Source organism: Janthinobacterium pasteuri, assembly GCF_051380775.1.
Classification (GTDB): domain Bacteria; phylum Pseudomonadota; class Gammaproteobacteria; order Burkholderiales; family Burkholderiaceae_D; genus Janthinobacterium.
The window spans coordinates 189840-214125 of record NZ_JBNYXS010000004.1; the positions used below are offsets into that span (position 1 = coordinate 189840).

Consider the following 24286-nt stretch of genomic DNA (forward strand, 5'->3'; position numbering starts at 1 on the left):
CATGAACGCATCCGCTTTTCACCTCGTGCGTCCACCCGTGGCGGTGGTGCCCTTGCTCAGCGTTAAGAATGTCAGCCTGGAATACCGGATGGAGCAGCGCACCGTGCGCGCCACGCATGATGTCAGTTTCGACGTGTTCCGCGGCGACCGTTTTGTGTTGCTGGGGCCATCGGGCTGCGGCAAATCTTCGCTCTTGAAAGCCGTGGCCGGTTTCATCGCGCCGCGCGCCGGCAGCATCGCCATGCAGGGTCAGCCCATTCATAAACCGGGGCCGGACCGTGTCGTCGTGTTCCAGGAATTCGACCAGTTACCGCCGTGGAAAACCGTGCTGGAAAACGTCATGTTCCCCTTGCTGGCCAGCAAGCGGCTCGACAAGGTGGCGGCCCGCGAGCGCGCCCATCACTGGATCGCCAAGGTGGGCCTGGCCGGCTTTGAAGACGCTCATCCGCACACCTTGTCGGGCGGCATGAAGCAGCGGGTGGCCATCGCCCGTGCGCTGGCCATGCAGCCGGAAGTGCTGTTGATGGACGAGCCGTTTGCCGCCCTCGACGCCTTGACGCGGCGCAAGATGCAGGAAGAGCTGAGCCGCTTGTGGGAAGAGTTGCGCTTTACCCTCGTGTTCGTCACGCATTCGATCGAGGAAGCGCTGGTGGTGGGCAACCGCATCCTGCTGCTGTCGCCCCATCCGGGCAGGGTGCGTGCAGAACTGAACAGTCATCAGTTCGGCTTGCACAGCGCCGGCAGCGCGGAATTTCAGGCCGCCAGCCGTCGCATCCACGGCCTGCTGTTTGATGACGATGTTGTTCCCACACAGCATGCTGACGCGGCATACAGGGAGGCCTTATGAACGTGCTGCTGGAGCCGCCGATCCGCCAGGAGTTCGTGTATGCGGCGCCGCCACCGGCCGGCCTCACCGTCGAGCGGCCGCTGTCGCGCTGGCAGCGTTTGAGCCAGCATGCGCTGTGGCGCAAGGTCTTGATTTTGCTCAGCCTGGCCCTGCTGTGGGAAGGTATGGCGCGCTGGACGCACAACGATTTATTGCTGCCCAGCTTTCTACAGACGGCGCAGGCGTTTATCGGCGGCATCGCCAGCGGTGAATTGCTCACGCGCACGGTCGCGTCCCTGCTCGTCTTGCTGCAGGGCTATGCGGTGGGCGTACTGGCCGCCTTCGTGCTAACCTTGCTGGCCGTGTCCAGCCGACTCGGACGCGACGTGCTGGAAACGCTGACGGCCATGCTGAATCCCTTGCCGGCGATTGCCCTGCTGCCGCTGGCCCTGTTGTGGTTCGGCCTGGGGCGCGCCAGCCTGATCTTTGTCATCGTCCATTCCGTGATGTGGCCGCTGGCGCTCAATACCTACGCGGGCTTCCAGGTCGTACCGGAAACCCTGCGCATGGCGGGCCGCAATTACGGGCTAAACGGCGTACGCCTGGTGCTGCACATCCTCGTGCCGGGCGCCTTGCCGTCCATCGTCTCGGGCTTGAAGATCGGCTGGGCGTTTGCCTGGCGTACCCTGATCGCGGCCGAACTGGTGTTTGGCACCACGTCGGGGCAGGGCGGCCTGGGCTGGTACATCTTCCAGAACCGCAACGAGCTGTACACGGACAAGGTATTCGCGGGCCTGGCGGCCGTCATCGTGATTGGTTTGCTGGTGGAAAACATCGGCTTTCGCACTCTGGAACGCGTCACCTTGAAACGCTGGGGCATGCAGCGATAGCTATTTCAAGATTTTGCGCGCTGCCGCGATGATGTGCCGCGACAGTTGTTCCATGCGCGGCGACTGCACTTTCCACGTGTGCCAGTACAGGGCCACGTCGGCCGGGGTCTTGGGCGTGAGCATTTCCACCAGCTCGCCATCCGTGTTCGCCTTCAGCAGCAGTTCCGGCACCATGCCGTAGCCGAGGCCGTAGCGGATGGCGTTGAAGTGCGAGGTGGCGCCCGGCACGTAATGGCAGGGGTAAGCCCCTTCCGGCAGCCCCAGCGCCTCTTGCAGGAACGTTGACTGCAAGGTGTCCTTGCGCGTGTAGGCGACCACGGGCGCCGTGCGCGCCGCCTTGCGCGTCAGGCCGTGCGCGAACCACTGCTGGCGGAACGCGGGCGTGGCCACCAGCCAGTAGCGCATCACGCCCAGCGGTTCGGCCGTGCAGCCGCGCATGGGTTTGGCTTCCGTGCTGATGCAGCCGATGGCCATGCCCGTCTCCAGCAAGGTGTACGTGTGGTCCTGGTCTTCCACGGTCAGGTCGAGCAGCACGCGCTCGCGTATCAGCACCTCGGACAGGGCCGGGAAGAACCAGGTACCCATCGAATCCGCGTTCAGCGCCAGCACCAGGGTCAGCGGGGCATCTTGCTGCACTGCCAGTTCCGCCTGCAAGTCCGCTTCCAGCAGCTTGGCCCGCTTTAAATACTGCATCAGCCGCTGCCCCATGCGCGTGGCGCGTGCGGGACGGCTGCGCACGATCAGTGCATTGCCAAGCTGGCTCTCCAGCGCCCGCACGCGCTGGGAAATGGCGGGCGACGTCAGGTGCAGCCGCAGCGCCGCCTGCTCGAAGCTGCCCGTTTCGACGACGGCGCGGAACGCTTCCGTGTGCTTGGGATTGAGATCCATGGTCAAGGCCTAACATAAGAAAAATTTATCAATACTAAATAATACTTACTTTCTATAAGGATGGGTGTGTTGCAGTGCACAATGTCTCTTTGATGGAGTGCCGCGCGCCAGCGCGCGGCCTCCTGGCAGCAAGGAAATACCACCATGGAAGCACAAGCGAACGACACTACCACCCGCAAGTCACCATCAAAGCTGGCGCGCAATCTGAAATTCGGCCTGGGATTGACCCTGGGCCTGGGCATGGCCGCCGCGCTGGCGGGCGGTTGGTGGCTACGCCAGGCGTGGCAGGATTTGCCGGCCGTCGAGCACCTGGCCCAGTACAAGCCTGCGCTGCCGCTGCGCATTTTTTCCAGCGAAGGCGAGCTGCTGGCCGAGTACGGCGAGGAGCGCCGCGAATTTTTGCCCTTGAAAGACATCCCGCTGCGCATGCGCCAGGCCTTGCTGGCCATCGAGGATGCGCGTTTCTACGAGCATGGCGCCGTGGACTTTTATGGCTTGACGCGCGCCACGCTCGCCAACATCGTCACCGGCCACCATGCGCAGGGCGCCAGCACCATCACCATGCAGGTGGCGCGCGACTTTTTCCTGTCGCGCGAAAAGACCGTGCAGCGCAAGCTGACGGAGATGCTGCTCGCCTACAAGCTGGAACAGCACTATGGCAAGGACAAGCTGCTGGAACTGTATATGAACCAGATTTACCTGGGCGAGCGCTCCTACGGTTTTTCCGCCGCGTCGAACATTTATTTCGACAAGCCCCTGGCCGAGGTCAGCATCGCCGAAGCGGCCATGCTGGCCGGCTTGCCGAAAGCGCCATCGGCCTATAACCCCGTCGCCAATCCGCAGCGCGCCAGCGTGCGCCAGCACTACATCCTGCAGCGCATGCGCGAACTCGGTTACATCACGCCAGCAGAATACGACGCCGCCGTGGCGGAAAAGCTGGCCCTGAACAAGGACCGCAACAGCTCCGTGCATGCGGCCGCGTATGCGGTCGAGGAAGCGCGTCAATTGATCCTGCAAAGCTACCCCGAAGGCGCCTACAGCATGGGCCTGGACGTGACGACCACCATTCGCATGGCGCCGCAAATCGCAGCCGACAAGTCGCTGCGCGATGGCTTGCTGAACGCGCAGGCGCGGCGCGGCTACCGTGGCCCGGAAGCGCGCCTGGCCGCCTCCGCAGACAGCGTGGCGCGCCAGCTGGCCGCCTATCCGGATAGCGGAGAATTGCGCGCCGCGCTGGTGCGCAAGGTCGGGACGTCGGGCAAGCGCCAACAACTGACGGCGCAGCTGCGCAATGGCGACGAGATCCTGCTGACCGCATCGGACGCGCGCCTGGGCGGAAAGTTGCAGTGGGATGGCACGCGCGCCATCGTTGAAAACAGCGTGATCCGCGTGGTGCACGATGCGGCAAAGAAGCGCTGGCTGGTGAGCCAGTTGCCCGAGATGGAGGGCGCGCTCATTTCCGTCGATGCGCGCAGCGGCGAAATCGTCGCCATGGCGGGCGGCTTCGATTTCTACCGCAATCACTACAACCACGCCACGCAGGCCTACCGCCAGCCTGGTTCCAGCTTCAAACCCTTCGTGTACTCGGCGGCGCTGGAAAAGGGATATTTTCCCGGTACGGCCGTGGACGATACGCAGCGATTGCTGCTGCCGCAGGAAACGGGCGCGCGGCCCTGGCGTCCGCGTAACTACGGCAACAACTATGAAGGCTTCATCAGCGTGCGGCGCGGCCTGGTGCGCTCGAAAAACCTGGTGGCCGTCAGCCTGATGCAGGCGGCCGGTCCCGGCTACGTGCAGCACTACGCCACGCGCTTCGGCTTTGAAGGCGCGCGCAATCCCGTTTCCCTGCCGCTGGCGCTGGGTGCGGGCGCAGTCACGCCGCTGCAGCTGGCCCAGTCGTATGCGGTGTTCGCCAATGGCGGCATGCAGATGCCGCCGAAACTGATCAAGGAAGTGCGCAGCCGCAGCGGTGCAGTGCTGTTCAGCGATGCGGCACCTCGCGCCAAGGGCGAGCCGGTAACAGGTACGCAAGTCATCTCCACGCGCAATGCCTACGTCATGGACAGCATGCTGCGCGACGTCGTCAAGAGCGGCACGGGACGCGGTGCGTTAGCACTCGGGCGCGGCGACGCGGCCGGCAAGACGGGCACGTCGAACAACGCGTATGACGCCTGGTTCGCCGGCTATTCCTCGGGCCTCGTGTCCGTCGTCTGGCTCGGCTACGACCAGCCGAAAAGCCTGGGCAACGCCACCGGGGGGACGTTGGCGCTGCCCGTCTGGCGCGACTACATGCAAGTGGCCGTGCAGGGCCGCCGCGAGCAGGTGCTGGCCGAACCGCCAGGCCTGGCCCTGCTCGATGGCGATTACGTGTATGCCGAATACCTGGCCGGCGACTGCCTGAAGGATAACTTTGCCTTTATCCACAGTAGTGTCAGCTGCGGCAGCGGCGATGCGGATACGCGCATGGCGCAGGGTGACGCTGGCAATGGCGGCTCCAGTACGGGCACGAGCGACGCACGCACCCTGAGCGAAGCGCGCGAACGCGAACAAATTCTCAAATCATTTTCGGAAGAGTAAGAGCATGCTGTTATATACGATTTACCTGGTGGCGATTGTCGCCGAAGCGATGTCCGGCGCCATCATGGGCATGCGGCGCGGCATGGATCTGTTCGGCATCTGCATGATCGGCACCGTCACGGCGCTCGGTGGCGGCACCGTGCGCGATGTGCTGCTGGGGCACTATCCGCTGGGCTGGATCGCGCATCCCGAATACCTGCTGTTTACCATCGGTGCGGCCATTGTGACGGCCTTTGTCGCGCGCTACCTGCACCATCTGCGCGCCATCTTTTTGCTGGTCGATGGATTGGGCCTGGTGGCGTTTTGCGTGATCGGCTGCGACATCGCCATGTCGGCCAAGATGCATCCTGCCATCGTCGTGCTGGCGGGGATGATCACGGGCGTCTTCGGCGGCCTGCTGCGCGATATCCTGTGCAACCAGATTCCCCTCGTGCTGCAGCGCGAAGTGTATGCCACCGTGGCCCTGTTTACCGGCGCCCTGTATGTCGGCCTGCTGCACTTCAAGGTCGACAGCTCTGTGGCGCAGCTGTCGTCCATCGGCGCCGGTTTCCTGTTCCGTTTCCTGGCCCTGCACTTCGAGTGGCGCCTGCCGAATTTTAATGGCGACCGCATACGGGGATTTGAGTAAGGCGGCTGCCGCGTGAATATTTTCACGCGCCTTTAACCCCTTTTTCCGCGCCGCTGCGTTTCATGTTGGACACCCCAGCCAACCGGAGAAGAAGCGATGTCCAGCGCCCTCAAGATTACATTGATACTGTCCCTGCTGCTGTCGGCAGGCAGCCACGCCGCCGGCACGGCGCCGCGCAAGACCTTGACGCCGTTCGCCAGCGAGCAAGCCTTGAGCAGCTACCTGCAGCAGTTGCAGGCGCGCCAGGCGGCGCTGCAAAGGGAGCAGCAGAAACTGCAGCGCGCCACGGCGCAGTACATGGCCGCGCCACCGCCAGCGCCGATGGTGGCGAAAGCTGCACCGGCAGCATCGGCAGAGGCGGCGGAATCCGTCACCAATGTGCAGACGGCGGGCGTGGACGAAGGCGGCATCGTGAAGCTGCATGGCAAGCACCTGGTGATGCTCCGACGCGGCAAGCTGTTCACCGTGCAGGTGGGCGGCAATGCCTTGCAGCCGGTGTCTTCGCTCGATGCGTTCGCGCCGGGCAGCGACCCCTCGGGAAGCTGGTATGACGAGATGCTGGTCGATGGCGACACGCTGGTGGTGATCGGCTACAGCTACAGCCGGGGCGGTACGGAAATCGGCCTGTTCGACATCGATGCGGGCGGCAAGCTGGCCTACCGCGCCACCTACCATTTGCGCTCCAATGATTATTATTCCTCACGCAATTACGCCAGCCGCCTGATCGGCAGCAAACTGGTGTTCTATTCGCCCCTGTCGCTGAACTTGCACCGGGGCGACCCGTTTGGCGGCTTCCCGGCGCTGCGGCGCTGGCGCCCCGACGCCGTGCCGTCCGACTTCAAGCGCATCGCTCCGGCCACGCGCATCTACCGCACCGATGAAGAGCCCGAACCGGGCTTTGGTCTGACCCTGCACACGGTCACCGTATGCGACCTGGCGCAGCGCGATATGCGCTGCGAAGCGACTGCCGTGATGGGGCCGCAGGGCCGCGTGTTTTATGTGTCGGGCGAGTCCGTTTTCGTGTGGACCACACGGCGCGGCCGCGACTCGGGCGTGTTCCGCATTCCGCTCGATGGCACGGCGCCCAGCGCATTGAAGGTGGCGGGCGCGCCCGTCGACCAGTTCTCGTTCCTGGAAAGCCTTGACGGCCACCTGAATGTTTTGCTGCGCGCCGAAGGCCAGGGCGACGCCATGTGGGATGGCGCGCGCGGGCGCGGCGACATGGCCCTGCTGCGCGTGCCATTGACGTCGTTTTCCGATGGCCGCGACAGTGCGCCCGCCAGCAGCTACAAGCCGCTGCCCGGTGGCGGCGGTTACGGTCTGCAGAACCGCTATGTGGGGGCGTATCTGTTGTACGGCAATCCCGGCAATGGCGGCAGACGGCAGGCGGACCAGGCTTGGCCGCGCCAGCCCCTGTATGCCGTGCGCTGGGCCGATGCGGGCAGCGTGCAATCCTTGGCCCTGCCGCACGGCGTGGAGCGCATCGAGGCGCTGGGCGATGATGCCGTGGTGATCGGCGCGCAGGGCCAGGATCTGCACTTCAGCAGCATCCGCCTGGGGGCGCAGGCAGCGATTGCAACGCGCTACATCCGCGCCGATGCGGCGCAGGGCGAGTCGCGCAGCCACGGCTTTTTCTACAAGCCACAAACGGCCAGCGACGGCATGATCGGCTTGCCCATCCTGGGCGCGGACGAGCGGCCCGGCCAGAACAAGTCAGCCGCATCCGTTCTCTATCTGCGTAACAGCGGCTTGCAGTTGACGGAACTGGGCGCGCTGGCCGCGCGTCCCGGTCCAGCGCCGGACGATGGCTGCCGCGCGTCCTGCGTGGACTGGTATGGCAATGCGCGGCCCCTGTTTCTGCAGGGTCGGGTCTTCGCCCTGCTCGGCTATGAAGTGGTGGAAGGGGTGCTCAAGGATGGACAGGTCCGTGAAGTGCGCCGCATCAGCTATGCGCCCATTGCGTCCACTGCACGCTGACGGCGCAGCGAAATTGTCGCTTCCGCGTAGTTCGGCTACACTGGTCCGCATGCCCGACACTTTACTCACCGCCACGGATGAAGACTTGATGCTGCGCTACAGCACCGGCGACCTGCCGTCGTTTCGCGAATTGTACCGGCGCCATAGCCAGGGCTTGTACCGCTTCGTGGCCTGGCGTTCGCCGCGCCGCGCCTGGGTCGACGAGATCGTGCAGGATGCGTGGGCCAGCCTGCACGCGGCGCGCACGGGCTACCAGCCGCAGGCGGCTTTCCGCACCTATCTGTACCAGATCGCGCGCAACCGCCTGATCGACCTCCTGCGCCAGCGCGAAGGGCAGGAGCAGGACGACGTGGCCGAACTGGCGGACGAGGGCGCATCGCCGCTGCAATCGCTGGAGCAGAAACAGCAGCACGCGCTGCTGCATGCGGCCATCGCCGCGTTGCCCACCGAGCAAAAGGAGGCACTGGTGCTGCAGCAGTTCAGCGGCATGAGCATCCAGGATATCGGCGTGGTGACGGGGGCGGAAGCGGAAACCGTCAAGAGCCGGCTGCGCTACGCCATGCAAAAATTGCGCGCGGGCTTGGACAGCGCCGCTGGCGCGGGAGGACAGGCATGAATACGCACGATTCGGATCATCGAGATCATCAAGATCATCACGACGAAGAATTAAATGCGCTGCTGGCCAGTTTGCCGCAGCCCGCGCCTTCCAGCGCGCTCGATGCGGCCATTCTGGCGGACGCGGAAACGGCCCTGCACAAACCGGCGGCCGCGAACGACAGCGCCGATGGCGTGCTGCGCACCTTGCCCGCCAAGAAATCCCCCGACTATCTGCAGCGCTGGCGCATTCCGCTGGGACTGGCGGCGGCCGTGCTGCTGACGGTAAACCTGATCGGCGTGGACTGGTTCGGCTCGAAGCCGGCGAAATTTCCCGTGGTCGGGGAACCGGTCACGCAGCAGGTGATGCCGGCTGCGGCGCCAGTGCCGCAGGCTGCCGTCTCCACGGCTCCCGTGCAGGTGCCAGCACCGCCGCCAGCACCAGCGCCGCGCGCCATGGCGGCAGCCAGGCCGGCGCAGCCGGCTGAACTGGCACCGCCGCCACCGCCACCAGCCACGGACATGCCGCGGGCAATGGAGCAGCAAGCGGCCATGCAGGCCGAGTCCAGCCTGCAGCGCCAGGCACCGGTGCAGCGCGCGCTGGCCATGCCCGCTCCCATCGTGGCAAAGTCGGCGCCGTTGCCGCCACCGGCCAGGCTCGACGCTTCCGTATGGCTGGTGAAGATTGACGCCTTGTTGAAAGCGGGCGAAGGCGCGCTGGCGCAGGAGGAATGGGTGGCGTTCCGACAGGCCTATCCCGACTATCCGGTGGCCGATGAATTGCGGCAGCGGCTGGAGAAAACGAAGCAGTAGCGCAAGCTACACGATCCCCTTCCTGCGCTCCCACACGGCGCTGCCCACGAAAATGGCGGCGCATACCCACATCACGGCCGGCAGCGCGTTCACGCCCACCGACTGCATCAGTACCCCCGTCAGCAGGGGGCCGCCGCCGCTGGTCACGCCCCAGGTGGCGTTGACGATGGCGCTGGCGCTGGTCAGCGACAGTCCCGTGAAACGCTCGCCGCAGGCCACCAGCGCCAGCATGTAGATGCCGCCCGCCGCCGCGCCCAGCAACAGCAGCAGGGTCCACCACAGCCACGGTGTGCCGACGGCGAACGGCAGCAGAGGCAGTAGCAGGCAGACGGCCACGCCGCAGGCCGCGTGGACTTTGGCGCGGCCTAAGCGGTCGGCCATCCATCCCAGTGCGAATTGCAGGCCCGTGTCGCCCACCAGCACCACGGTGGTCGACAGCAGGGCCAGGTCCGTGCTGATGCCGTGCTCCATCGCGTACAGGGGCAACAGGCTCAATGCCAGCGTGTCGAACAGGGCGAAGAAGGCGGCGCCCAGCACGATCATCGGCATGCGCGGCAGGATCAAGGTCCATTTCACGCCCTGTTCTTCTGGTTCGCGTTCCGGGCCGCCGTTCGAGATCAGCATCAGGCCAGGCACGGCCAGCAAAAACAGCAGGCCGCAGGCGGCGAAGCTCCAGCTGATCTTGTCGTTGAACAGCGCCACGAGGGCAGGGCCGATCAGCTGGAAGAAGGTAAAACTGGTGGTGTACATGGCCACCACGCGGCCCCGCGAATTGTCGGGTGCCAGGCGGTTAACCCACGCCTCTCCGATGGTAAACAGCACGCCCATGGCGCCGCCGAACAGGAAGCGCAGCACGCTCCACGCCAGCAGGTGATCGGTGAACTGCATGGCGATCGTCGCCAGCGATGCCGCCCACACGGCGCCCAGCATGGTCGCGCGCGCGCCGAAGCGCGCCACCCAGCCGGAGACGAATGGCGAGGCGGCCAGGATGCCGAGCGCGCTGACGGCCGTGATCATGCCGATGATGTCCGTACCCACGCCGCGCTGGTGCAAGGTCAGGGCCGTGAGCGGCATGGTGGCGCCCAGGCCCAGGCCGACCACGCCGATGCTGACCACGAGGGCGAAGAAATCACGCCATGGCATGTGCTTCATGGCTGCCCCCACAGGGTGGAAAAGGTGGTCGGGATGGCTGGAAAACGGTGTGGATGCATGGGGAAGTAAGGGACTTTGCCCGTGGCGCTGGTGTTTGGCGCTGGACGGGCATATGATGATTTTAATAAAAGCTATATCGCAAAGCCGTAGTGTAGGCGATGTGTGCCGCCGTTGGCCACGTGTGGCCGTTTCTAGCGGCTCTGCTGTACAGTGTAGCGAGCGGCAGCGCTATCATGGCGCTGTCATTGGATCGTCACGCCAGCGAGGTAGCACTCTATGCGCCGTCCCATCGTTCTCGTCCCCGCCTGCCAGCGCCAGCTGGGAAACCATGCCTGGCACATGGCGCAGGACAAATACCTGCACGCCGTGCTGCACGGCGCCGGCTGCATGCCGCTGCTGCTGCCTGCCCTGGGAGCTGACGCGGACCTGGATGCGGCGCTGCAGATCGCCGACGGCATCATGCTGACCGGTTCCGCCTCGAACGTCGACGCTCGCCTGTATGGCGAAGACATCCTGCATCCCGACCTGCCGCAAGACCCCGCGCGCGATGCCACCACCTTGCCGCTGATCCGCGCCGCGCTGGCGCGCCAGCTGCCCCTGCTCGCCATTTGCCGCGGCTTCCAGGAAGTCAATGTGGCCCTGGGCGGCAGCCTGCACCAGGCCGTGCATGCGGTGCCGGGCATGATGGACCACAGGGAGAATGGGCTCGATCCCCTGGCGCGCCAGTACGCGGCCGCACACCGGATCAAGCTGGCGCCGGAAGGCCTGTTGTCGCGCCTGCTGGGCGGCGAGAGCGAGATGATGGTCAATTCCCTGCATGGCCAGGGCATCGCCCGGCTGGCCGATGGCTTGCTGGTGGAAGCCTTGGCCGACGACGGCCTGGTGGAAGCCTATACGGTGGCCAGCGCCGCCGGTTTTACGCTGGCCGTGCAATGGCACCCGGAATGGCAGGTGGAAGACCATCCGCAGTCGATGCGGCTGTTCGGCGCCTTCGGCCAGGCGTGCCGCGATTACCAGGAACAGCAGCACAGAAAGACAGGATGACAGGCGCGCCGTCCCAGCACCATGCGGCGCTTAATCAGGAAAATCGCAAGACCAACGAAAGGGAAACATGGCAATACGCGAAAATTTTACCTATACGGATATGGATTTGTGGCTCAATGAAAAGCGCGTCACGGAAATCGAATGCCTGGTGCCCGACTTGACGGGGGTGGCACGGGGGAAGATCCTGCCGCGCGGGAAATTCACCCAGGAGCGCGGCATGCGCATCCCGGAGGCGGTGCTGGGCATGACGGTGACGGGCAATTACCCGGTCGACGATGGCGGCTACGACCGCGCTATTTCCAGCACCGACCGCGACATGATTTTAAAAGCCGATCCCACCACCATCACCATGGTGCCATGGGCCACGGACCCCACCGCGCAAGTCATCCACGACTGCTATTTTGCCGACGGCGCGCTGGTCGATTTTGCTCCCAGATCTGTGCTGAGGCGCGTGCTGAAACTGTATGCGGACAAGGGCTGGAGGCCGGTGGTGGCGCCGGAACTGGAGTTCTACCTGACGGCGAAAAACACGGACCCGGACTTGCCCTTAAAGCCGCCCATCGGGCGCAGCGGCCGTGCCGAAACCAGCCGCCAGGTGTACAGCATCGACGCCGTCAACGAGTTTGATCCCCTGTTCGAGGATATCTACGATTATTGCGAACTGATGAACCTTGACGTCGACACTCTGATCCACGAAATTGGCGCCGGACAGATGGAAATCAACTTCCTGCACGGCGACCCACTGGGCCTGGCCGACAAGGTCTTCTTCTTCAAGCGCACCCTGCGCGAAGCGGCCCTGAAACACGATATGTACGCCACCTTCATGGCCAAGCCCATGGCCGGCGAGCCGGGGTCCGCCATGCATGTGCACCAGAGTGTCGTCGATGCGAAGACGGGCCTGAACATCTTCAGCAACGAGGATGGTTCGGCCGCACCCATCTTCAAGCATTACATTGCGGGCTTGCAGCGCTACATGCCGTCGGCCATGGCCATCGTCGCGCCCTACGTAAACTCCTACCGCCGCATCGTGCGCCACACTGCCGCGCCGATCAACATCCAGTGGGGCCTGGATAACCGCACGGTGGGTTTCCGCGTGCCCGAATCGGGCGTGCAGGACCGCCGCGTGGAAAACCGCATCATCGGCGCCGACGCGAATCCCTACCTGGCGCTGGCCGTGACGCTGGCCTGCGGATATCTGGGCATGACGGAGCAGCTGGAAGCGACGCCGATGATGGTGGGCAGCGCCTACGACATGAAGTTTGAACTGCCGCAAGGCTTGCCCGAGGCCCTGCAGTTGCTGCGCGCGGAAGACAAGCTGCGCACGGTGCTGGGAGAGCGCTTCATCGACGTGTATGCGGCCATCAAGGACCTGGAACACCAGGAGTTCATGACGGTCATCAGCCCGTGGGAGCGCGAACACCTTCTGCTCCACGTTTAAGAAAGGATCGCAATGAGTACAACAAACAATCCGCTGGCGCCGAGCGCCGCTTTTGTCTCCTCCGTGGCGCAGAAAAATGCGGCGCCCCAGGTGTATGACACGGCCGCCATTCAGCACATGGACTCGGCCCACTATCTGCATCCGTTCACCGATTTCCAGGACCTGGCATCGAAAGGCGCCAGGGTGATCGTGCGCGGCGACGGCGTCTACCTGTGGGATAGCCAGGGCAAGAAAATCGTCGATGGCATGTCGGGCCTGTGGTGCGTGAACGTTGGCTATGGCCGTACCTCGATTTCACAAGCCGTGTACCGGCAGATGGAGACGCTGCCGTTCTATAACAGCTTCTTTGGCACGACGAACGTGCCGGCCGCGCAGCTGGCGGCCAAGCTGGCGCAGATTTCGCCGCCGCAGTTCCAGCATGTGTTCTTCACCAGTTCCGGCTCCGAAGGCAACGACACGAATTTGCGCATGGTGCGCCGCTACTGGGATATCCTCGGCTACCAGGAGCGCCACACCATCATCAGCCGCCACAACGCGTATCACGGCAGCACGGTGGCGGGGGCGTCGCTGGGGGGCATGGATGGCATGCACGCGCAGGGCGGCTTGCCGATACCGGGCATCGCGCATATCGGCCAGCCGAATTACCTGGAAGCGGGGCATGGCATGACGCCCGATGAATTTGGTCTGAAGGCGGCCGGCTGGCTGGAAGACAAAATCCTGGAAATCGGCGCCGACAAGGTGGCCGCCTTCATCGGCGAGCCGGTGCAGGGCGCCGGCGGCGTCATCATCCCGCCAGCGACCTACTGGCCCGAGATTCAGCGCATCTGCGACAAGTACGGCATCCTCCTGATCGCCGATGAAGTCATCTGCGGCTTCGGCCGCCTGGGGCGCTGGTTTGGCTCCGAACTGTTCGGCATCAAGCCCGACCTGATCACGTTTGCCAAGGGCGTCACCTCGGGCTACGTGCCGCTGGGCGGCGTGCTGGTGGGGGACAGGGTGGCCAAGGTGCTGATCGAACAGGGCGGCGAATTCACGCATGGATTTACCTATTCCGGCCACCCCGTCGCTTGCGCGGCGGCGCTGGAAAACATCCGCATCATCGAGGAAGAACAGCTGGTGGCGAAGGTGGCCGAGGATACGGGACCGTACCTGAAGCAGTGCTTTGCCAGCCTGGGCGAACATCCACTGGTCGGCTACGCGGACAGCTGCGGCCTGGTCGCGGGACTGAACCTGGTACGCAAGAAGGGCGCCACCGTGCACGAAAACGAGTTGTTTGACGAGGACCAGGGCGTGGGCATGCTTTGCCGCGGCCACATGTTCGACAACGGCGTCATCATGCGCGCCGTGGGCGAGCGCATGATCGTCGCTCCGCCCCTGGTCATGACGCGCGCGCAGATCGATGAAATGGTGGGCTTGATACGCCTGTGTCTGGACAAGACCTATACGGACGTGAAAGCGAAGGGCTGGGTGTAGGTTTTTGCCCCATTTTGCCGCCATCTGCGCGATTTTTGGACCGCAATGGCGGCAGTTCCGCTAAACTTCCATCTTGGCCGCTCCTGTAGCGGCCAGTTTTTCATTTTGACACCCTCTACCAAAGCATCCACACATGACGATAGCAACACCTGCCGCGTCGGCCAGCGACGCCCCCGCGCCTTTCTTGCTGATTGATCAGCTGGTCAAGGAATTCGATGGCGTGCGCGCCGTCAATGATATTTCCGTGACGATCAACCAGGGCGAGATATTCGCCCTGCTGGGTAGCTCCGGTTGCGGCAAGTCGACCCTGCTGCGCATGCTGGCTGGCTTCGAGACGCCGACCTCGGGCCGCATCGCCCTGGCGGGCAACAGCATCGTCGATGTGCCGCCGCACCAGCGGCCCATCAACATGATGTTCCAGTCGTACGCGCTGTTCCCCCATCTGTCCGTGTGGGACAACATCGCCTTCGGCCTGCGCCGCGACGGCTTGCCGAAAGCGGAAGTGGCGGCGCGGGTCGAGCAGATGCTGGCGCTGGTGCAGCTGGGCCAGTACGCGAAGCGCAAGCCGCACCAGCTGTCGGGCGGGCAGCAGCAGCGCGTGGCGCTGGCGCGCAGCCTGGCCAAGCGTCCGCAATTGCTGTTGCTCGATGAGCCGCTGGGCGCGCTCGACAAGAAACTGCGCGAGCGCACGCAGATGGAGCTGGTCAACATCATCGAACAGGTGGGCGTCACCTGCGTGATGGTCACGCATGACCAGGATGAAGCCATGAGCATGGCCACGCGCATCGCCGTCATGAGCGAAGGACGCATCCTGCAGGTGGGCGCACCCGGTGAAATCTATGAAACGCCGAACTGCCGTTTCGTCGCCGACTTCATTGGCAGCGTGAACCTGTTCGACGGGCGCATCACGGAAGATGAACCCGATCACGTGGTCATCGCCACGCCCGATGGCGAGCACTATGTCTCGCACGGCATCACGGGCAACCTGGGCATGGATGTCTCGGTGGCCGTGCGCCCCGAAAAAATCGGCATCCAGATCGCGCCACCCGCTTTGGAGGAGCGCGCGTCGCCGGCCGAACACGGCTACAACTGCGCCCAGGGCGTGATCGTCGCCATGGCGTATTTTGGCAATGAAACCAGCTACCATGTGCGCCTCGACAGCGGCACGGTGGTGAAAGTCTCGCGTACCAACGCGGCCCGCCACGACGCCGCGCGCCTGGAGCGCGAGCAGCGCGTGTGGGTGTGGTGGGATGGCGCCGACATCGTCGTACTGACCAGCTGAGGCCATCATGACGTCCCTCCTGCAATCGCTGCGCCACTTCGTCACTTTGCGCTGGCTGACGGGCCGCTACGCCGTCATCGCCGTGCCTTCGTTGTTCCTGACGGCCGCCTTTTTGCTGCCTTTCCTGATCGTGCTGCGCATCAGCCTGTCCGACATGGACACGGCAGGCAGCCCGTTCGGCGGCTTGCTGTCGTATGTCGACGGCATCGTCGTGCTGAAGGTGAAAATTGCCAACTATCTGTTCATCGCTGCCGATGAACTGTATCTGCTCACCTACCTCAGTTCCATCAAGTACGCGGCCATTACCACCGCCATTTGCCTCTTCATCGGCTACCCGTTCGCCTACTTCATGGCGCGCGCCAGACCGTCGATCCGTCCGGTGTTGATGATGCTGGTGATGCTGCCGTTCTGGACCTCGTTCCTGCTGCGCGTGTATGCGTGGAAGGGCATCCTGGCCAACCACGGCCTGCTCAACGACCTGTTGATCGCACTGGGTGTGGTCAGTGAACCGCTGCACATGATGAATACCTCATTTTCGCTGGTGGTTGGCATGGTGTACGCCTATCTGCCGTTCATGATTTTGCCCCTGTATGCCAACCTGGTGAAAATGGACGTGCGCTATCTGGAAGCGGCGGCCGACCTGGGCGCCACGCCCTTCCAGGCGTTCTGGCGCATCACGGTGCCGCTGTCGAAATCGGGCATCATCGCAGGCGCCATGCTGGTGTTCATTCCGTCCGTGGGCGAATACGTGATTCCCGAGTTGCTGGGCGGCCCGGAAACGTTGATGATCGGCCGCGTGCTGTGGGATGAATACTTCACGAATAACGACTGGGCCATGGCGTCGTCGGTGACGGTGCTGGTGGTCTTGCTGATCCTCGTGCCGATGGCTATTTTTAACAAATACAAGACGGACCAGGACGCGGAGGAGCGCACATGAACGGACGTACCTTTTTACAGCGCTGGTTCGGCCGCGGCTGGCTCTCGCTCGGCTACCTGTTCCTGTACCTGCCCATCATCGTGCTGATCGTCTTCTCGTTCAACAGCTCGCGCCAGGACATGGTGTGGAGCGGCTTTTCGCTGCGCTGGTACAGCGAGTTGATGAGCGATACGCAGATCATCTCGGGCTTCGGCTTGTCCCTGAAGATTGCCTTCATGTCGGCCACCTCGTCCGTCATCCTGGGCACCTTCGCCGCCTTCGCCTTGACCAGCTACCAGCGCTTCCGCGGCCGTACGCTGTTCTCGTCCATGGTCAGCGCACCGCTGGTGATGCCGGAAGTGATCATCGGCCTGTCGCTGCTGCTGATGCTGGTATCCATGCAAAAGGTCTTCGGTTTTCCCGAGCGTGGCGTGCTGACGATGTGGTTCGGTCACACCCTGCTGGGCATGGCGTATGCGGCCGTGGTGGTACAGTCGCGCCTGCAGGAAATGAGCAAGTCGCTGGCCGAAGCGGCTATGGACCTGGGCTGCCGCGCGCACCAGGTCTTCTTCCTCGTGACCCTGCCGAACATCACGCAGGCATTGGCCTCGGCCTGGCTGCTGACGTTCACCCTGTCGCTCGATGACGTTGTGCTGTCGGCCTTCCTCTCCGGCCCCGGTTCGACGACGATGCCGCTGGTGATCTTCTCGCGCGCGCGTCTGGGGCTCGATCCGCGCGTGAATGCGATTGCCGCGCTGACCATTCTCGTCGTGACGCTCGCCGTGATCGTGTATGCCGTGATGCTGGCGCGCGCCGACCGGCAGCGCCGCAAGCAACTGTCTGCGGCCTATTTGGCAGGCCAGGAGTAAGCTGCTCTTACACTGACACAGGAGACGACCATGACGGAAAACACCAGCTGGCATGCGCGGGCCGCAGCGCTCACGATCGATGGACGCGCCTTCATCAATGGCGAACGGATGGGGGCCAGGTCTGGCCAGACTTTCGACAATCTGTCGCCCATCGATGGGCGCATGCTGGGGCAAGTGGCCCGCTGCGACAGCGCCGATGTGGATGCGGCCGTGCAGGCCGCGCGCGCCGCCTTTGATGACCGCCGCTGGGCAGGCAAATCGCCCGCGCAGCGCAAGCGCGTATTGATCAAGTTCGCCGACCTGGTGCAGCAATACGGTCCCGAGCTGGCCTTGCTGGAAACCCTGGACATGGGCAAACCGATCAAATACAGCCAGAGCGTGGACGTGGGCGCCACGGCCAATTGCCTGCGCTGGTATGGCGAGGCGATCGACAAGGTCTACGATGAAATCGCACCGACTCCCGCCAACAGCCTGGCCCTGATCACGCGCGAGCCGGTCGGCGTCGTCGCCGCCATCGTGCCGTGGAATTACCCGATGATCATGGCTGCCTGGAAGATCGCGCCGGCCCTCGCGGCCGGCAACAGCGTGATATTGAAACCCTCTGAAAAATCGCCGCTGACGGCGCTGCGCCTGGCCGACATCGCGCTGGAAGCGGGCTTGCCGAAAGGTGTGTTCAACGTGTTGCCTGGCTACGGCAACGAGGCCGGCGCCGCGCTGGCGCTGCACATGGATGTCGATTGCATCGGCTTCACGGGTTCCACGCGCACAGGCAAGTTGATCGTGCAGATGGCGGGCCAGTCGAATCTGAAGCGGGCATGGACGGAACTGGGCGGCAAGTCCGCCAATATCGTCTGCGCCGATTGCCCGGACCTGGACAAGGCCGTGGCGGCCGCCGTCGGCTCCATCTTCTTCAATCAGGGCGAAAGCTGCAATGCGCCATCGCGTTTGTTCGTGGAAGAATCGATCAGGGAAGAATTCCTGGCCAAGGCATTGGCCATGCTGCCCCGTTTCCAGCCCGGCGACCCGCTCGACGAAGCCACCGTCATGGGCGCCATCGTCGATGCCACGCAGATGAACACAGTGATGGCCTATATCGCGGCCGGCAAGAACGAAGGCGCACAGCTGCTGGGCGGCGGCGACGCCGTGCGCCTTGATACGGGTGGCTATTACGTGCAGCCGACCGTGTTCGGTGGCGTGGACGCGGGCATGACGATTGCGCGTGAAGAGATCTTCGGCCCCGTCCTGTCCGTGCTGGGCTTTACGGATATCGCAGAGGCCACCAAACAGGCCAACGCCACGCCGTACGGCTTGCAGGCGGCCGTGTGGACGTCGGATATTAGCAAGGCGATCCAGACGTCGCGCGCCCTGCGCGCGGGCACCGTGCACGTCAACCAGTACGACGGCGACGACATTACCGTGCCGTTCGGCGGCTACAAGCAGTCGGGCAATGGGCGCGACAAGTCATTGCACGCGCTGGACAAGTACACGGAGTTGAAGACGACGTGGATACAGGTGGGTTAATTTGCGTATGGCACTTAAAAGGACTAATTAAGGTTGTTGATGGCTTAAAATGGTTCTTTTAAGGTCTATTTATTTTTTCGTGGCGATGTGGCTGCTGAAATTTGGATCGTATAAGTGCTAATATTTCATCGTCAAGCGTCCGCGCGGAAAGACCGCCAGCGACGCGAAGGTATTCAGGAATGAAGCCGCATACATGACTGTGGCACGCGCGGTGGGCTTGCGCACCGAAGGCCAGCTGCGCTACCAGGACGATACCTTGTTCATTCCCCGTTTTGACCGCCGCATCCGGGATGGAAAAGTGCTGCGGCTGCATCAGGAAAGCGCCGCTTCGCTGGCAGGTATTGTTGGCTTTGAAGCCACACCCAGCCAGTTCGACCTATTGCAGGCGCTGCGCGCCGTCGTCAGCGATAAGACTGCGGAAACCATCGAATTTCTCAAACGCGATATCTTGAACCTGGCCATGCGCAATACCGACAATCACGCACGCAATACGGCGGTGCAGCAAATTGGTGCCGAGGTGCGCCTCACGCCGCTGTTCGATTTTGCGCCGATGTACCTGGACCCGGATGGCATACCACGCGCAGCGCGCTGGTATCACCCGGATACCAAAAACGAGCTGCATGACTGGACGACGATACTGGCCACGATCCCCATGCCGGACGTGGAGCGCCAGCAGAGCCGCTTCGCGCTATACGGATTTTCCCAGCAACTGACCGCGCTGGAACAGCATATGCAGGAGGCTGGCGTGGATGACGACATCGTCGCTTTCCTCCGGCCACATATCGCCGGGCAGATCGAACAGCTCAAGGCATTGGGAGAGCACTGACATGGCGCGTACGAAAAAGACCGTTGACAAGGAAGAGTTGCGGCAGCGCAGGGCTGTGCTTTACGCAGCCATTGAAGCAGGCACCATCACGCTACAGCACACCGTCAAGGAAATGCGCGCCATCTCGCGCCTGACGCAGGCCCAATTTGCGGAACACCGAGGGGTCAGCTTGAAAACCATCAAGGAGATCGAGAGCGGCAAAGGCAATCCGACCATCCTGACGCTGAACCGTATCGGGCAGTTCTTTGGACTGGAGGTGGCGTTTGTACGCACAGAAACGCTGCGCGAAAAAAAAATCGCCCCGGCGAGTACCGGGGCGATATCGCCTCAATAGGCTAGATCAGAAGCAGTGTTCCAGCGCCGGGAAGCTGCCATCCTTGACGGCATTCACATAGCCGGTGACGGCGTCGTCGATGCTGGCCGCGCCTTCCATGAAGTTGCGCACGAAGCGCGCCTTGCGGCCTGGGAAGACGCCCAGCATGTCGTGCATGACGAGTACCTGGCCCGAGCAGTCGGGACCGGCGCCGATGCCGATGGTGGGTATCGTCAGCATGTCGGTCACTTCCTTGCCCAGCTGCGACGGCATGGCTTCCATCAGCACGATGGCGGCGCCGGCGTTTTGCAGCACCAGAGCGTCGTTCTTCAGTTCCGCCGCGCTTTCCGTGCTCTTGCCCTGCACTTTGTAGCCGCCCAGCTGGTGCACCGATTGCGGCGTCAGGCCGATGTGGGCGCAGATGGGAATGCCGCGCTCCGTGAGGAAACGGACGGTCTCGGCCAGCCAGGCGCCGCCTTCGATCTTGATCATGTGCGCGCCAGCCTGCATCAGGATGACGGCGTTGGCGTAGGCCGTTTCGGGCGTGCCATACGCGCCGAACGGCAAGTCCGACATGATCATGGCCGACTTGGCGCCGCGCGCTACGGAAGCCGTGTGATAGGCCAGTTCGGCCACGGTGACGGGCAGGGTGGAGTTGTGGCCGTTGCAGACCATGCCGAGCGAATCGCCGATCAGCAGGATTTCCACGCCGCAGCGGTCCATCAGGGACGCGAAGCTGGCGTCATAGCAGGTCAGCATGGTGATCTTTTCGCGGGCGGCGCGCAGCGTGGCCAGGGTGTGGATGGTCACGGCCTTGTTGGCGACAGGCTTGGATGGCGCCGGCGCCGGTGTGGCGGCCTTGTCTTTTGCGGCCAGATCTGTTCCTTGCAAATAAGCGGACATAGGTATTCTCTAGAGTGAAAGGGGGGTGATGCTATTGCGACGCCGCTAGTGTAGTACTTTATATGGCGGCGTGCAGGGGCGGCATTGTAGAGCAATGCCGCGTGGCCGTCAGAGCTGGATGATGGCCTGGTCAGCGACGCTTGCCAGGTAGTCCTGCGCCGGCCCGAGGCCGGGCACGACGACGGCGGGCGCCAGTTCGAGTAGCGGCACCAGCACGAAAGCGCGCTCGGTGATGCGTGGATGCGGCACCGTCAGGCTGGCGCTGGCGATCTGTTCATCGCCGTACAGCAGCAAGTCCAGGTCCAGGGTGCGCGGGGCGTTGCGGTAAGGCCGTTCGCGTCCATGCGCCGCCTCGATGGCGTGCAGGGCCTGCAGCAGTTCCTCTGCCGGTAGGGTGGTCGTGATGCGCGCCACGGCGTTGATGTAGTCGTCACCGCTGGAATCGATGGGCGCCGTGCGGTAGCTGGCCGAGGCGTCCACGAGGGATGCGCCGGGCAGGCGCGCCAGGCGCGCAATCGCATCCTGTACATTTGCCCGCGCGTCGCCCAGGTTGGCACCGATACCGATGTAAGCAATGACGACCATTATTCGTCGCTGCTGCTGCCGGTGGTCGAGCCGCCGCCGGTGCCGGTCTTGCTGCGCGTGCTGCGGCGTGGCGGGCGCTTCTTCTTGACGGCGCCCGGTGCGGCATTCGCGCTGACCAGCAGCGCTTCGCGCGTTTCTTCGTCGCCCTCATAAAAGGCGGTCCACCATTCGCCGATGTCCATGTCGATCTCGCCCGAGGCGCAGCGCAGCAGCAGGAAGTCGTAGCCGGCGCGGAAGCGCAGGTGTTCCAGCAATTTGTGCGGCGCCTTGCCAACGCGGCGCTCGAAGCGCGGCTGCATCGACCAGATGTCGCGCATGTCGGAGCCGATCTTGCGCTGCAGGGCCAGTTTTTCCGTCTGCGAATCGAGCACGTCGTCGGCCGCCAGGTGCAGCGCGGGGATGGTCGACTCGCCAGCGGCGCGGTAGGCCGTCCATTTTTCCAGCACCTGGTGCCACAGCAGCGAGGCAAACAGAAAGCCCGGCGAGACGGTCTTGCCGGCGGCGATGCGTTGATCGGTGGCGTCCAGCGCCAGGGTGACGAATTTCGCGCCCAGTGGCTGCTCCAGCACTACGTCAAGTAGCGGCAGCAAGCCGTGATGCAAGCCTTCCTTGCGCAGCTGCTGCAGGCAGGCCAGCGCGTGGCCGCTCATCAGGAGTTTTAGCATCTCATCGAACACGCGCGGCGCCGGCACGTTGTTGATCAGCGGTGCCATGATGGGAATCGGCGCGGCCGTATGCGGCTCGATGGTGAATTTCAGCTTGGCGGCGAAGCGCACCACGCGCAGCATGCGCACGGGGTCTTCGCGGTAGCGCTCTTCCGGCTTGCCGATCATGCGCAAGGTCTTGGCGCGGATGTCTTCCACGCCGCCATGGTAGTCCAGCACTTCCTGCGTGGCCGGGTTGTAGTACATGGCGTTGATGGTGAAGTCGCGGCGCAGCGCATCTTCGTGCTGCAGCCCGAAGGTGTTGTCGCGCAGGACGCGGCCATGTTCATCTTTGGGCGCCGAGTCGGCACCGGCGCCGCGGAAGGTCGTCACTTCCAGCAAATCCTGGCCGAACATCACGTGCACGATCTGGAAGCGCTTGCCGATGATGAAGGCGCGGCGGAACAATCGCTTGACCTGTTCCGGCGTGGCGTTGGTGGCGATATCGAAGTCTTTCGGCTTCACGCCCAGCAGCAGGTCGCGCACGGCGCCGCCGACGACAAAGGCTTCGAAGCCCGCTTCCTGTAGGCTGCTGGTGACGCGGATGGCATTCGACGACACCAGTTTTGGGTCGATTCCGTGTTGCGCAGGACCGAGCACGATGGGTGCCGTGGTGTCGCGCGCTGCCTCTTTTTTAACGCCGAGGATCTTGCGGATGAATTTTTTAATCATTGAATAAGTGGAGTGATGGCCAGCCGTGGAGGGATGCGTGTGCGCTCAAAGCGGTGTTGGGATTGGTCGCGACAGGGTGGGTAACGACCGACAGCAAGGGAATGTCGTTGTGTGAATCGCTGTAAAAGTAGCTGCGCTCGAACTGCCCCAGTTCCTTGCCCATCTTTTCCAGCCAGGCGTGGGTGTGGGTCAGCTTGCCCGCGCCCAGGGTCGGCATGCCCAGCAGCTTGCCAGTGACATTGCCTTCGGCGTCGTATTCGGGCATGGCGGCCAGCAGGTGCTCGACACCCAGCGCATCGGCGATGGGCTTGGTGATGAAATGGTTGGTGGCCGTGACGATGGCCAGCAAATCGCCCGCGTCCTGGTGCTGCTTGAGCAAGGCCACGACTTCCGGGCGGATCGCCGGCATGACCACTTCGGCCATGAATTGCCGGTGCAGCGCTTCCAGGCGTTCGCGCGGGAATTGTGCCAGCGTGCCGAGCGAGAATTCCAGGTATTCCACCGGATCGAGCGTGCCGGCCTGGTACTGGGCGAAAAATTCGTCGTTGCGGCGGGTGAATTCGGCGGCGTCCACGGCACCGATGCGTACCAGGAATTCGCCCCACTCGTGATCCGAGTCGATGGGCAGCAGGGTGTGGTCGAGGTCAAACAGGGCCAGATTCATCATTCTTTCGCTTCCGCCTGCAGCAACTCGCGCAACAATGGCAAGGTGATCGGGCGTTGGGTTTCCAGGGAGTAGAGGTCGAGAGAGTCCAGCATCGTCGACAGCGAACGCATGTCGCGCCGGAAATGGGACAGCAGATAGGGTAACACGCCCGGCGACAAGGTCAAGCCGCGGGTGGTGGCCGCCTGGGTCAGGGCAGCGATTTTTTCATCGTCGGTCAAACCGTGGATCTGGTAAATCAAGCCCCAGCCCATGCGCGTGCGCAAGTCTTCGCGCACGGGCAACACGGCCGGCGGCACGGCGCCGCTGCACACCATATAGGCTTTGTTGGCGCGGATTTCATTGAACAGGGCAAAGGCATCGATCTGCGCCAACGGCGAGAGTTTTTCGCAATCGTCGAGCAGGTACAAATCCACGTCAGGCGAATACACGAATTCGGACTCGATCGAGAACGGCGAAATATAGCGCGCGCGCTCGGTGCTGGCCAGGGCCTTGAGCAGATGGCTCTTGCCGGCGGCCAGTTCGCCCCACAGGTAGGCAAAATGTTCGCGCGAGGTACGCGCGGCGAACTGGCGCATCAGCTGCGCCACTTCGGCATTCTGTCCCACCTCGAAGGTATCGAGGCTGTGCGCCTGGTCTGTGCCTAAATCGAGCACCAGTTGTTTCATGGCGTACGCCTTGTCCTGTTTTTCATTACTGCATGTGCATCGTGGTATTGCTAGGTTGATATG

Annotated in this window: 23 protein-coding genes; 16 read left to right on the forward strand and 7 right to left on the reverse strand. The window is 63.5% G+C overall.

Annotated features, from left to right (window positions below):
* Nucleotide 1 precedes the first annotated feature (1 nt).
* Both ACQ4WN_RS06565 and ACQ4WN_RS06570 read left to right on the forward strand, forming a co-directional pair.
* The gene (locus ACQ4WN_RS06565) at nucleotides 2-847 is read left to right on the forward strand and encodes an ABC transporter ATP-binding protein (RefSeq protein ID WP_436550787.1); all 846 of its coding nucleotides are present in this window, start codon (nucleotides 2-4) and stop codon (nucleotides 845-847) included.
* A complete protein-coding gene (locus tag ACQ4WN_RS06570) occupies nucleotides 844-1716 on the forward strand; it encodes an ABC transporter permease (protein WP_436550788.1) in 873 nt (290 codons plus the stop codon). Before ACQ4WN_RS06565 ends, ACQ4WN_RS06570 begins: the two co-directional genes overlap by 4 nt.
* Here ACQ4WN_RS06570 and ACQ4WN_RS06575 read toward each other — a convergent pair whose 3' ends face one another.
* Complete coding sequence (locus tag ACQ4WN_RS06575; protein WP_436550789.1) at nucleotides 1717-2610, reverse strand: HTH-type transcriptional regulator ArgP; 894 nt, start codon at nucleotides 2608-2610, stop codon at nucleotides 1717-1719.
* A 138-nt stretch (nucleotides 2611-2748) separates the two neighbouring features.
* On the opposite strand from ACQ4WN_RS06575, the gene ACQ4WN_RS06580 reads away from it, so the two are divergent.
* From ACQ4WN_RS06580 to ACQ4WN_RS06600, 5 genes are all read left to right on the forward strand, one after another.
* A complete protein-coding gene (locus ACQ4WN_RS06580) occupies nucleotides 2749-5181 on the forward strand; it encodes a penicillin-binding protein 1A (RefSeq protein ID WP_436550790.1) in 2433 nt (810 codons plus the stop codon).
* 4 nt (nucleotides 5182-5185) lie between these two features.
* Nucleotides 5186-5809 (forward strand): trimeric intracellular cation channel family protein, encoded by a 624-nt coding sequence (locus ACQ4WN_RS06585; protein ID WP_070220436.1) that lies wholly within the window; start codon nucleotides 5186-5188, stop codon nucleotides 5807-5809.
* Nucleotides 5810-5905: 96 nt separating this feature from the next.
* Nucleotides 5906-7786 carry a beta-propeller domain-containing protein gene (locus ACQ4WN_RS06590; RefSeq protein ID WP_436550791.1) on the forward strand — a complete coding sequence of 627 codons (1881 nt, stop codon included), beginning with the start codon at nucleotides 5906-5908 and terminating at the stop codon, nucleotides 7784-7786.
* 49 nt (nucleotides 7787-7835) lie between these two features.
* A complete protein-coding gene (locus ACQ4WN_RS06595; protein ID WP_436550792.1) occupies nucleotides 7836-8402 on the forward strand; it encodes a sigma-70 family RNA polymerase sigma factor in 567 nt (188 codons plus the stop codon).
* On the forward strand, nucleotides 8399-9193 hold the full coding sequence (locus tag ACQ4WN_RS06600) for a hypothetical protein (RefSeq protein ID WP_436550793.1): 795 nt from the start codon (nucleotides 8399-8401) through the stop codon (nucleotides 9191-9193). Before ACQ4WN_RS06595 ends, ACQ4WN_RS06600 begins: the two co-directional genes overlap by 4 nt.
* Nucleotides 9194-9199: 6 nt before the next feature.
* Here ACQ4WN_RS06600 and ACQ4WN_RS06605 read toward each other — a convergent pair whose 3' ends face one another.
* Nucleotides 9200-10345, reverse strand: a complete 1146-nt coding sequence (locus ACQ4WN_RS06605; RefSeq protein WP_436550794.1) for an MFS transporter — start codon at nucleotides 10343-10345, stop codon at nucleotides 9200-9202.
* A 276-nt stretch (nucleotides 10346-10621) separates the two neighbouring features.
* Here ACQ4WN_RS06605 and ACQ4WN_RS06610 point away from each other — a divergent pair, with 276 nt between their 5' ends.
* The 9 genes from ACQ4WN_RS06610 (at nucleotide 10622) to ACQ4WN_RS06650 (ending at nucleotide 20048) form a co-directional block, all read left to right on the forward strand.
* Nucleotides 10622-11389, forward strand: coding sequence for a gamma-glutamyl-gamma-aminobutyrate hydrolase family protein (locus ACQ4WN_RS06610; RefSeq protein WP_436550795.1), 768 nt, complete (start codon nucleotides 10622-10624; stop codon nucleotides 11387-11389).
* Nucleotides 11390-11456: 67 nt separating this feature from the next.
* The gene (locus tag ACQ4WN_RS06615) at nucleotides 11457-12827 is read left to right on the forward strand and encodes a glutamine synthetase family protein (protein WP_436474982.1); all 1371 of its coding nucleotides are present in this window, start codon (nucleotides 11457-11459) and stop codon (nucleotides 12825-12827) included.
* Between the two features lie 12 nt (nucleotides 12828-12839).
* Nucleotides 12840-14300, forward strand: coding sequence for an aspartate aminotransferase family protein (locus ACQ4WN_RS06620; RefSeq protein WP_436550796.1), 1461 nt, complete (start codon nucleotides 12840-12842; stop codon nucleotides 14298-14300).
* 133 nt (nucleotides 14301-14433) lie between these two features.
* The gene (locus ACQ4WN_RS06625; protein ID WP_436550797.1) at nucleotides 14434-15582 is read left to right on the forward strand and encodes an ABC transporter ATP-binding protein; all 1149 of its coding nucleotides are present in this window, start codon (nucleotides 14434-14436) and stop codon (nucleotides 15580-15582) included.
* A gap of 7 nt (nucleotides 15583-15589) precedes the next feature.
* On the forward strand, nucleotides 15590-16519 hold the full coding sequence (locus ACQ4WN_RS06630; protein ID WP_436550798.1) for an ABC transporter permease subunit: 930 nt from the start codon (nucleotides 15590-15592) through the stop codon (nucleotides 16517-16519).
* Nucleotides 16516-17367 (forward strand): ABC transporter permease, encoded by an 852-nt coding sequence (locus ACQ4WN_RS06635; protein ID WP_436550799.1) that lies wholly within the window; start codon nucleotides 16516-16518, stop codon nucleotides 17365-17367. The genes ACQ4WN_RS06630 and ACQ4WN_RS06635 overlap by 4 nt, the downstream gene beginning before the upstream one ends.
* Nucleotides 17368-17397: 30 nt before the next feature.
* The gene (locus ACQ4WN_RS06640) at nucleotides 17398-18888 is read left to right on the forward strand and encodes an aldehyde dehydrogenase (protein ID WP_436550800.1); all 1491 of its coding nucleotides are present in this window, start codon (nucleotides 17398-17400) and stop codon (nucleotides 18886-18888) included.
* Between the two features lie 127 nt (nucleotides 18889-19015).
* Nucleotides 19016-19714 carry a HipA domain-containing protein gene (locus tag ACQ4WN_RS06645; RefSeq protein ID WP_436550869.1) on the forward strand — a complete coding sequence of 233 codons (699 nt, stop codon included), beginning with the start codon at nucleotides 19016-19018 and terminating at the stop codon, nucleotides 19712-19714.
* Nucleotide 19715: 1 nt separating this feature from the next.
* Nucleotides 19716-20048: a helix-turn-helix transcriptional regulator gene (locus ACQ4WN_RS06650; RefSeq protein ID WP_436550801.1), complete on the forward strand. Its 333-nt coding sequence runs from the start codon at nucleotides 19716-19718 to the stop codon at nucleotides 20046-20048.
* Nucleotides 20049-20054: 6 nt separating this feature from the next.
* Here ACQ4WN_RS06650 and panB read toward each other — a convergent pair whose 3' ends face one another.
* The 5 genes from panB to hda form a co-directional block, all read right to left on the reverse strand.
* Nucleotides 20055-20930: a 3-methyl-2-oxobutanoate hydroxymethyltransferase gene (gene panB / locus ACQ4WN_RS06655; RefSeq protein ID WP_436550802.1), complete on the reverse strand. Its 876-nt coding sequence runs from the start codon at nucleotides 20928-20930 to the stop codon at nucleotides 20055-20057.
* A 108-nt stretch (nucleotides 20931-21038) separates the two neighbouring features.
* Entirely contained in the window at nucleotides 21039-21515 is a 477-nt protein-coding gene (folK, locus tag ACQ4WN_RS06660; RefSeq protein WP_436550803.1) for a 2-amino-4-hydroxy-6-hydroxymethyldihydropteridine diphosphokinase, read from the reverse strand.
* Nucleotides 21515-22891, reverse strand: coding sequence for a polynucleotide adenylyltransferase PcnB (gene pcnB / locus ACQ4WN_RS06665; RefSeq protein WP_436550804.1), 1377 nt, complete (start codon nucleotides 22889-22891; stop codon nucleotides 21515-21517). Before pcnB ends, folK begins: the two co-directional genes overlap by 1 nt.
* Complete coding sequence (locus ACQ4WN_RS06670; RefSeq protein ID WP_436550870.1) at nucleotides 22884-23555, reverse strand: histidinol-phosphatase; 672 nt, start codon at nucleotides 23553-23555, stop codon at nucleotides 22884-22886. Before ACQ4WN_RS06670 ends, pcnB begins: the two co-directional genes overlap by 8 nt.
* On the reverse strand, nucleotides 23555-24223 hold the full coding sequence (hda, locus tag ACQ4WN_RS06675; RefSeq protein ID WP_034788687.1) for a DnaA regulatory inactivator Hda: 669 nt from the start codon (nucleotides 24221-24223) through the stop codon (nucleotides 23555-23557). Before hda ends, ACQ4WN_RS06670 begins: the two co-directional genes overlap by 1 nt.
* Nucleotides 24224-24286: the final 63 nt, after the last annotated feature.

Bases quoted from the DNA above. Each gene is read 5' to 3' on its own strand.
- ACQ4WN_RS06585 (WP_070220436.1), top strand. From the start codon at position 5,186: ATGCTGTTATATACGATTTACCTGGTGGCGATTGTCGCCGAAGCGATG.
- ACQ4WN_RS06640 (WP_436550800.1), top strand. From the start codon at position 17,398: ATGACGGAAAACACCAGCTGGCATGCGCGGGCCGCAGCGCTCACGATC.
- ACQ4WN_RS06620 (WP_436550796.1), top strand. From the start codon at position 12,840: ATGAGTACAACAAACAATCCGCTGGCGCCGAGCGCCGCTTTTGTCTCC.
- ACQ4WN_RS06630 (WP_436550798.1), top strand. From the start codon at position 15,590: ATGACGTCCCTCCTGCAATCGCTGCGCCACTTCGTCACTTTGCGCTGG.
- ACQ4WN_RS06670 (WP_436550870.1), bottom strand. From the start codon at position 23,555: ATGAATCTGGCCCTGTTTGACCTCGACCACACCCTGCTGCCCATCGAC.
- hda (WP_034788687.1), bottom strand. From the start codon at position 24,223: ATGAAACAACTGGTGCTCGATTTAGGCACAGACCAGGCGCACAGCCTC.
- folK (WP_436550803.1), bottom strand. From the start codon at position 21,515: ATGGTCGTCATTGCTTACATCGGTATCGGTGCCAACCTGGGCGACGCG.
- ACQ4WN_RS06610 (WP_436550795.1), top strand. From the start codon at position 10,622: ATGCGCCGTCCCATCGTTCTCGTCCCCGCCTGCCAGCGCCAGCTGGGA.
- panB (WP_436550802.1), bottom strand. From the start codon at position 20,930: ATGTCCGCTTATTTGCAAGGAACAGATCTGGCCGCAAAAGACAAGGCC.
- ACQ4WN_RS06590 (WP_436550791.1), top strand. From the start codon at position 5,906: ATGTCCAGCGCCCTCAAGATTACATTGATACTGTCCCTGCTGCTGTCG.
- ACQ4WN_RS06570 (WP_436550788.1), top strand. From the start codon at position 844: ATGAACGTGCTGCTGGAGCCGCCGATCCGCCAGGAGTTCGTGTATGCG.
- ACQ4WN_RS06600 (WP_436550793.1), top strand. From the start codon at position 8,399: ATGAATACGCACGATTCGGATCATCGAGATCATCAAGATCATCACGAC.
- ACQ4WN_RS06565 (WP_436550787.1), top strand. From the start codon at position 2: ATGAACGCATCCGCTTTTCACCTCGTGCGTCCACCCGTGGCGGTGGTG.
- ACQ4WN_RS06580 (WP_436550790.1), top strand. From the start codon at position 2,749: ATGGAAGCACAAGCGAACGACACTACCACCCGCAAGTCACCATCAAAG.
- pcnB (WP_436550804.1), bottom strand. From the start codon at position 22,891: ATGATTAAAAAATTCATCCGCAAGATCCTCGGCGTTAAAAAAGAGGCA.
- ACQ4WN_RS06650 (WP_436550801.1), top strand. From the start codon at position 19,716: ATGGCGCGTACGAAAAAGACCGTTGACAAGGAAGAGTTGCGGCAGCGC.
- ACQ4WN_RS06625 (WP_436550797.1), top strand. From the start codon at position 14,434: ATGACGATAGCAACACCTGCCGCGTCGGCCAGCGACGCCCCCGCGCCT.
- ACQ4WN_RS06595 (WP_436550792.1), top strand. From the start codon at position 7,836: ATGCCCGACACTTTACTCACCGCCACGGATGAAGACTTGATGCTGCGC.
- ACQ4WN_RS06615 (WP_436474982.1), top strand. From the start codon at position 11,457: ATGGCAATACGCGAAAATTTTACCTATACGGATATGGATTTGTGGCTC.
- ACQ4WN_RS06605 (WP_436550794.1), bottom strand. From the start codon at position 10,345: ATGAAGCACATGCCATGGCGTGATTTCTTCGCCCTCGTGGTCAGCATC.
- ACQ4WN_RS06635 (WP_436550799.1), top strand. From the start codon at position 16,516: ATGAACGGACGTACCTTTTTACAGCGCTGGTTCGGCCGCGGCTGGCTC.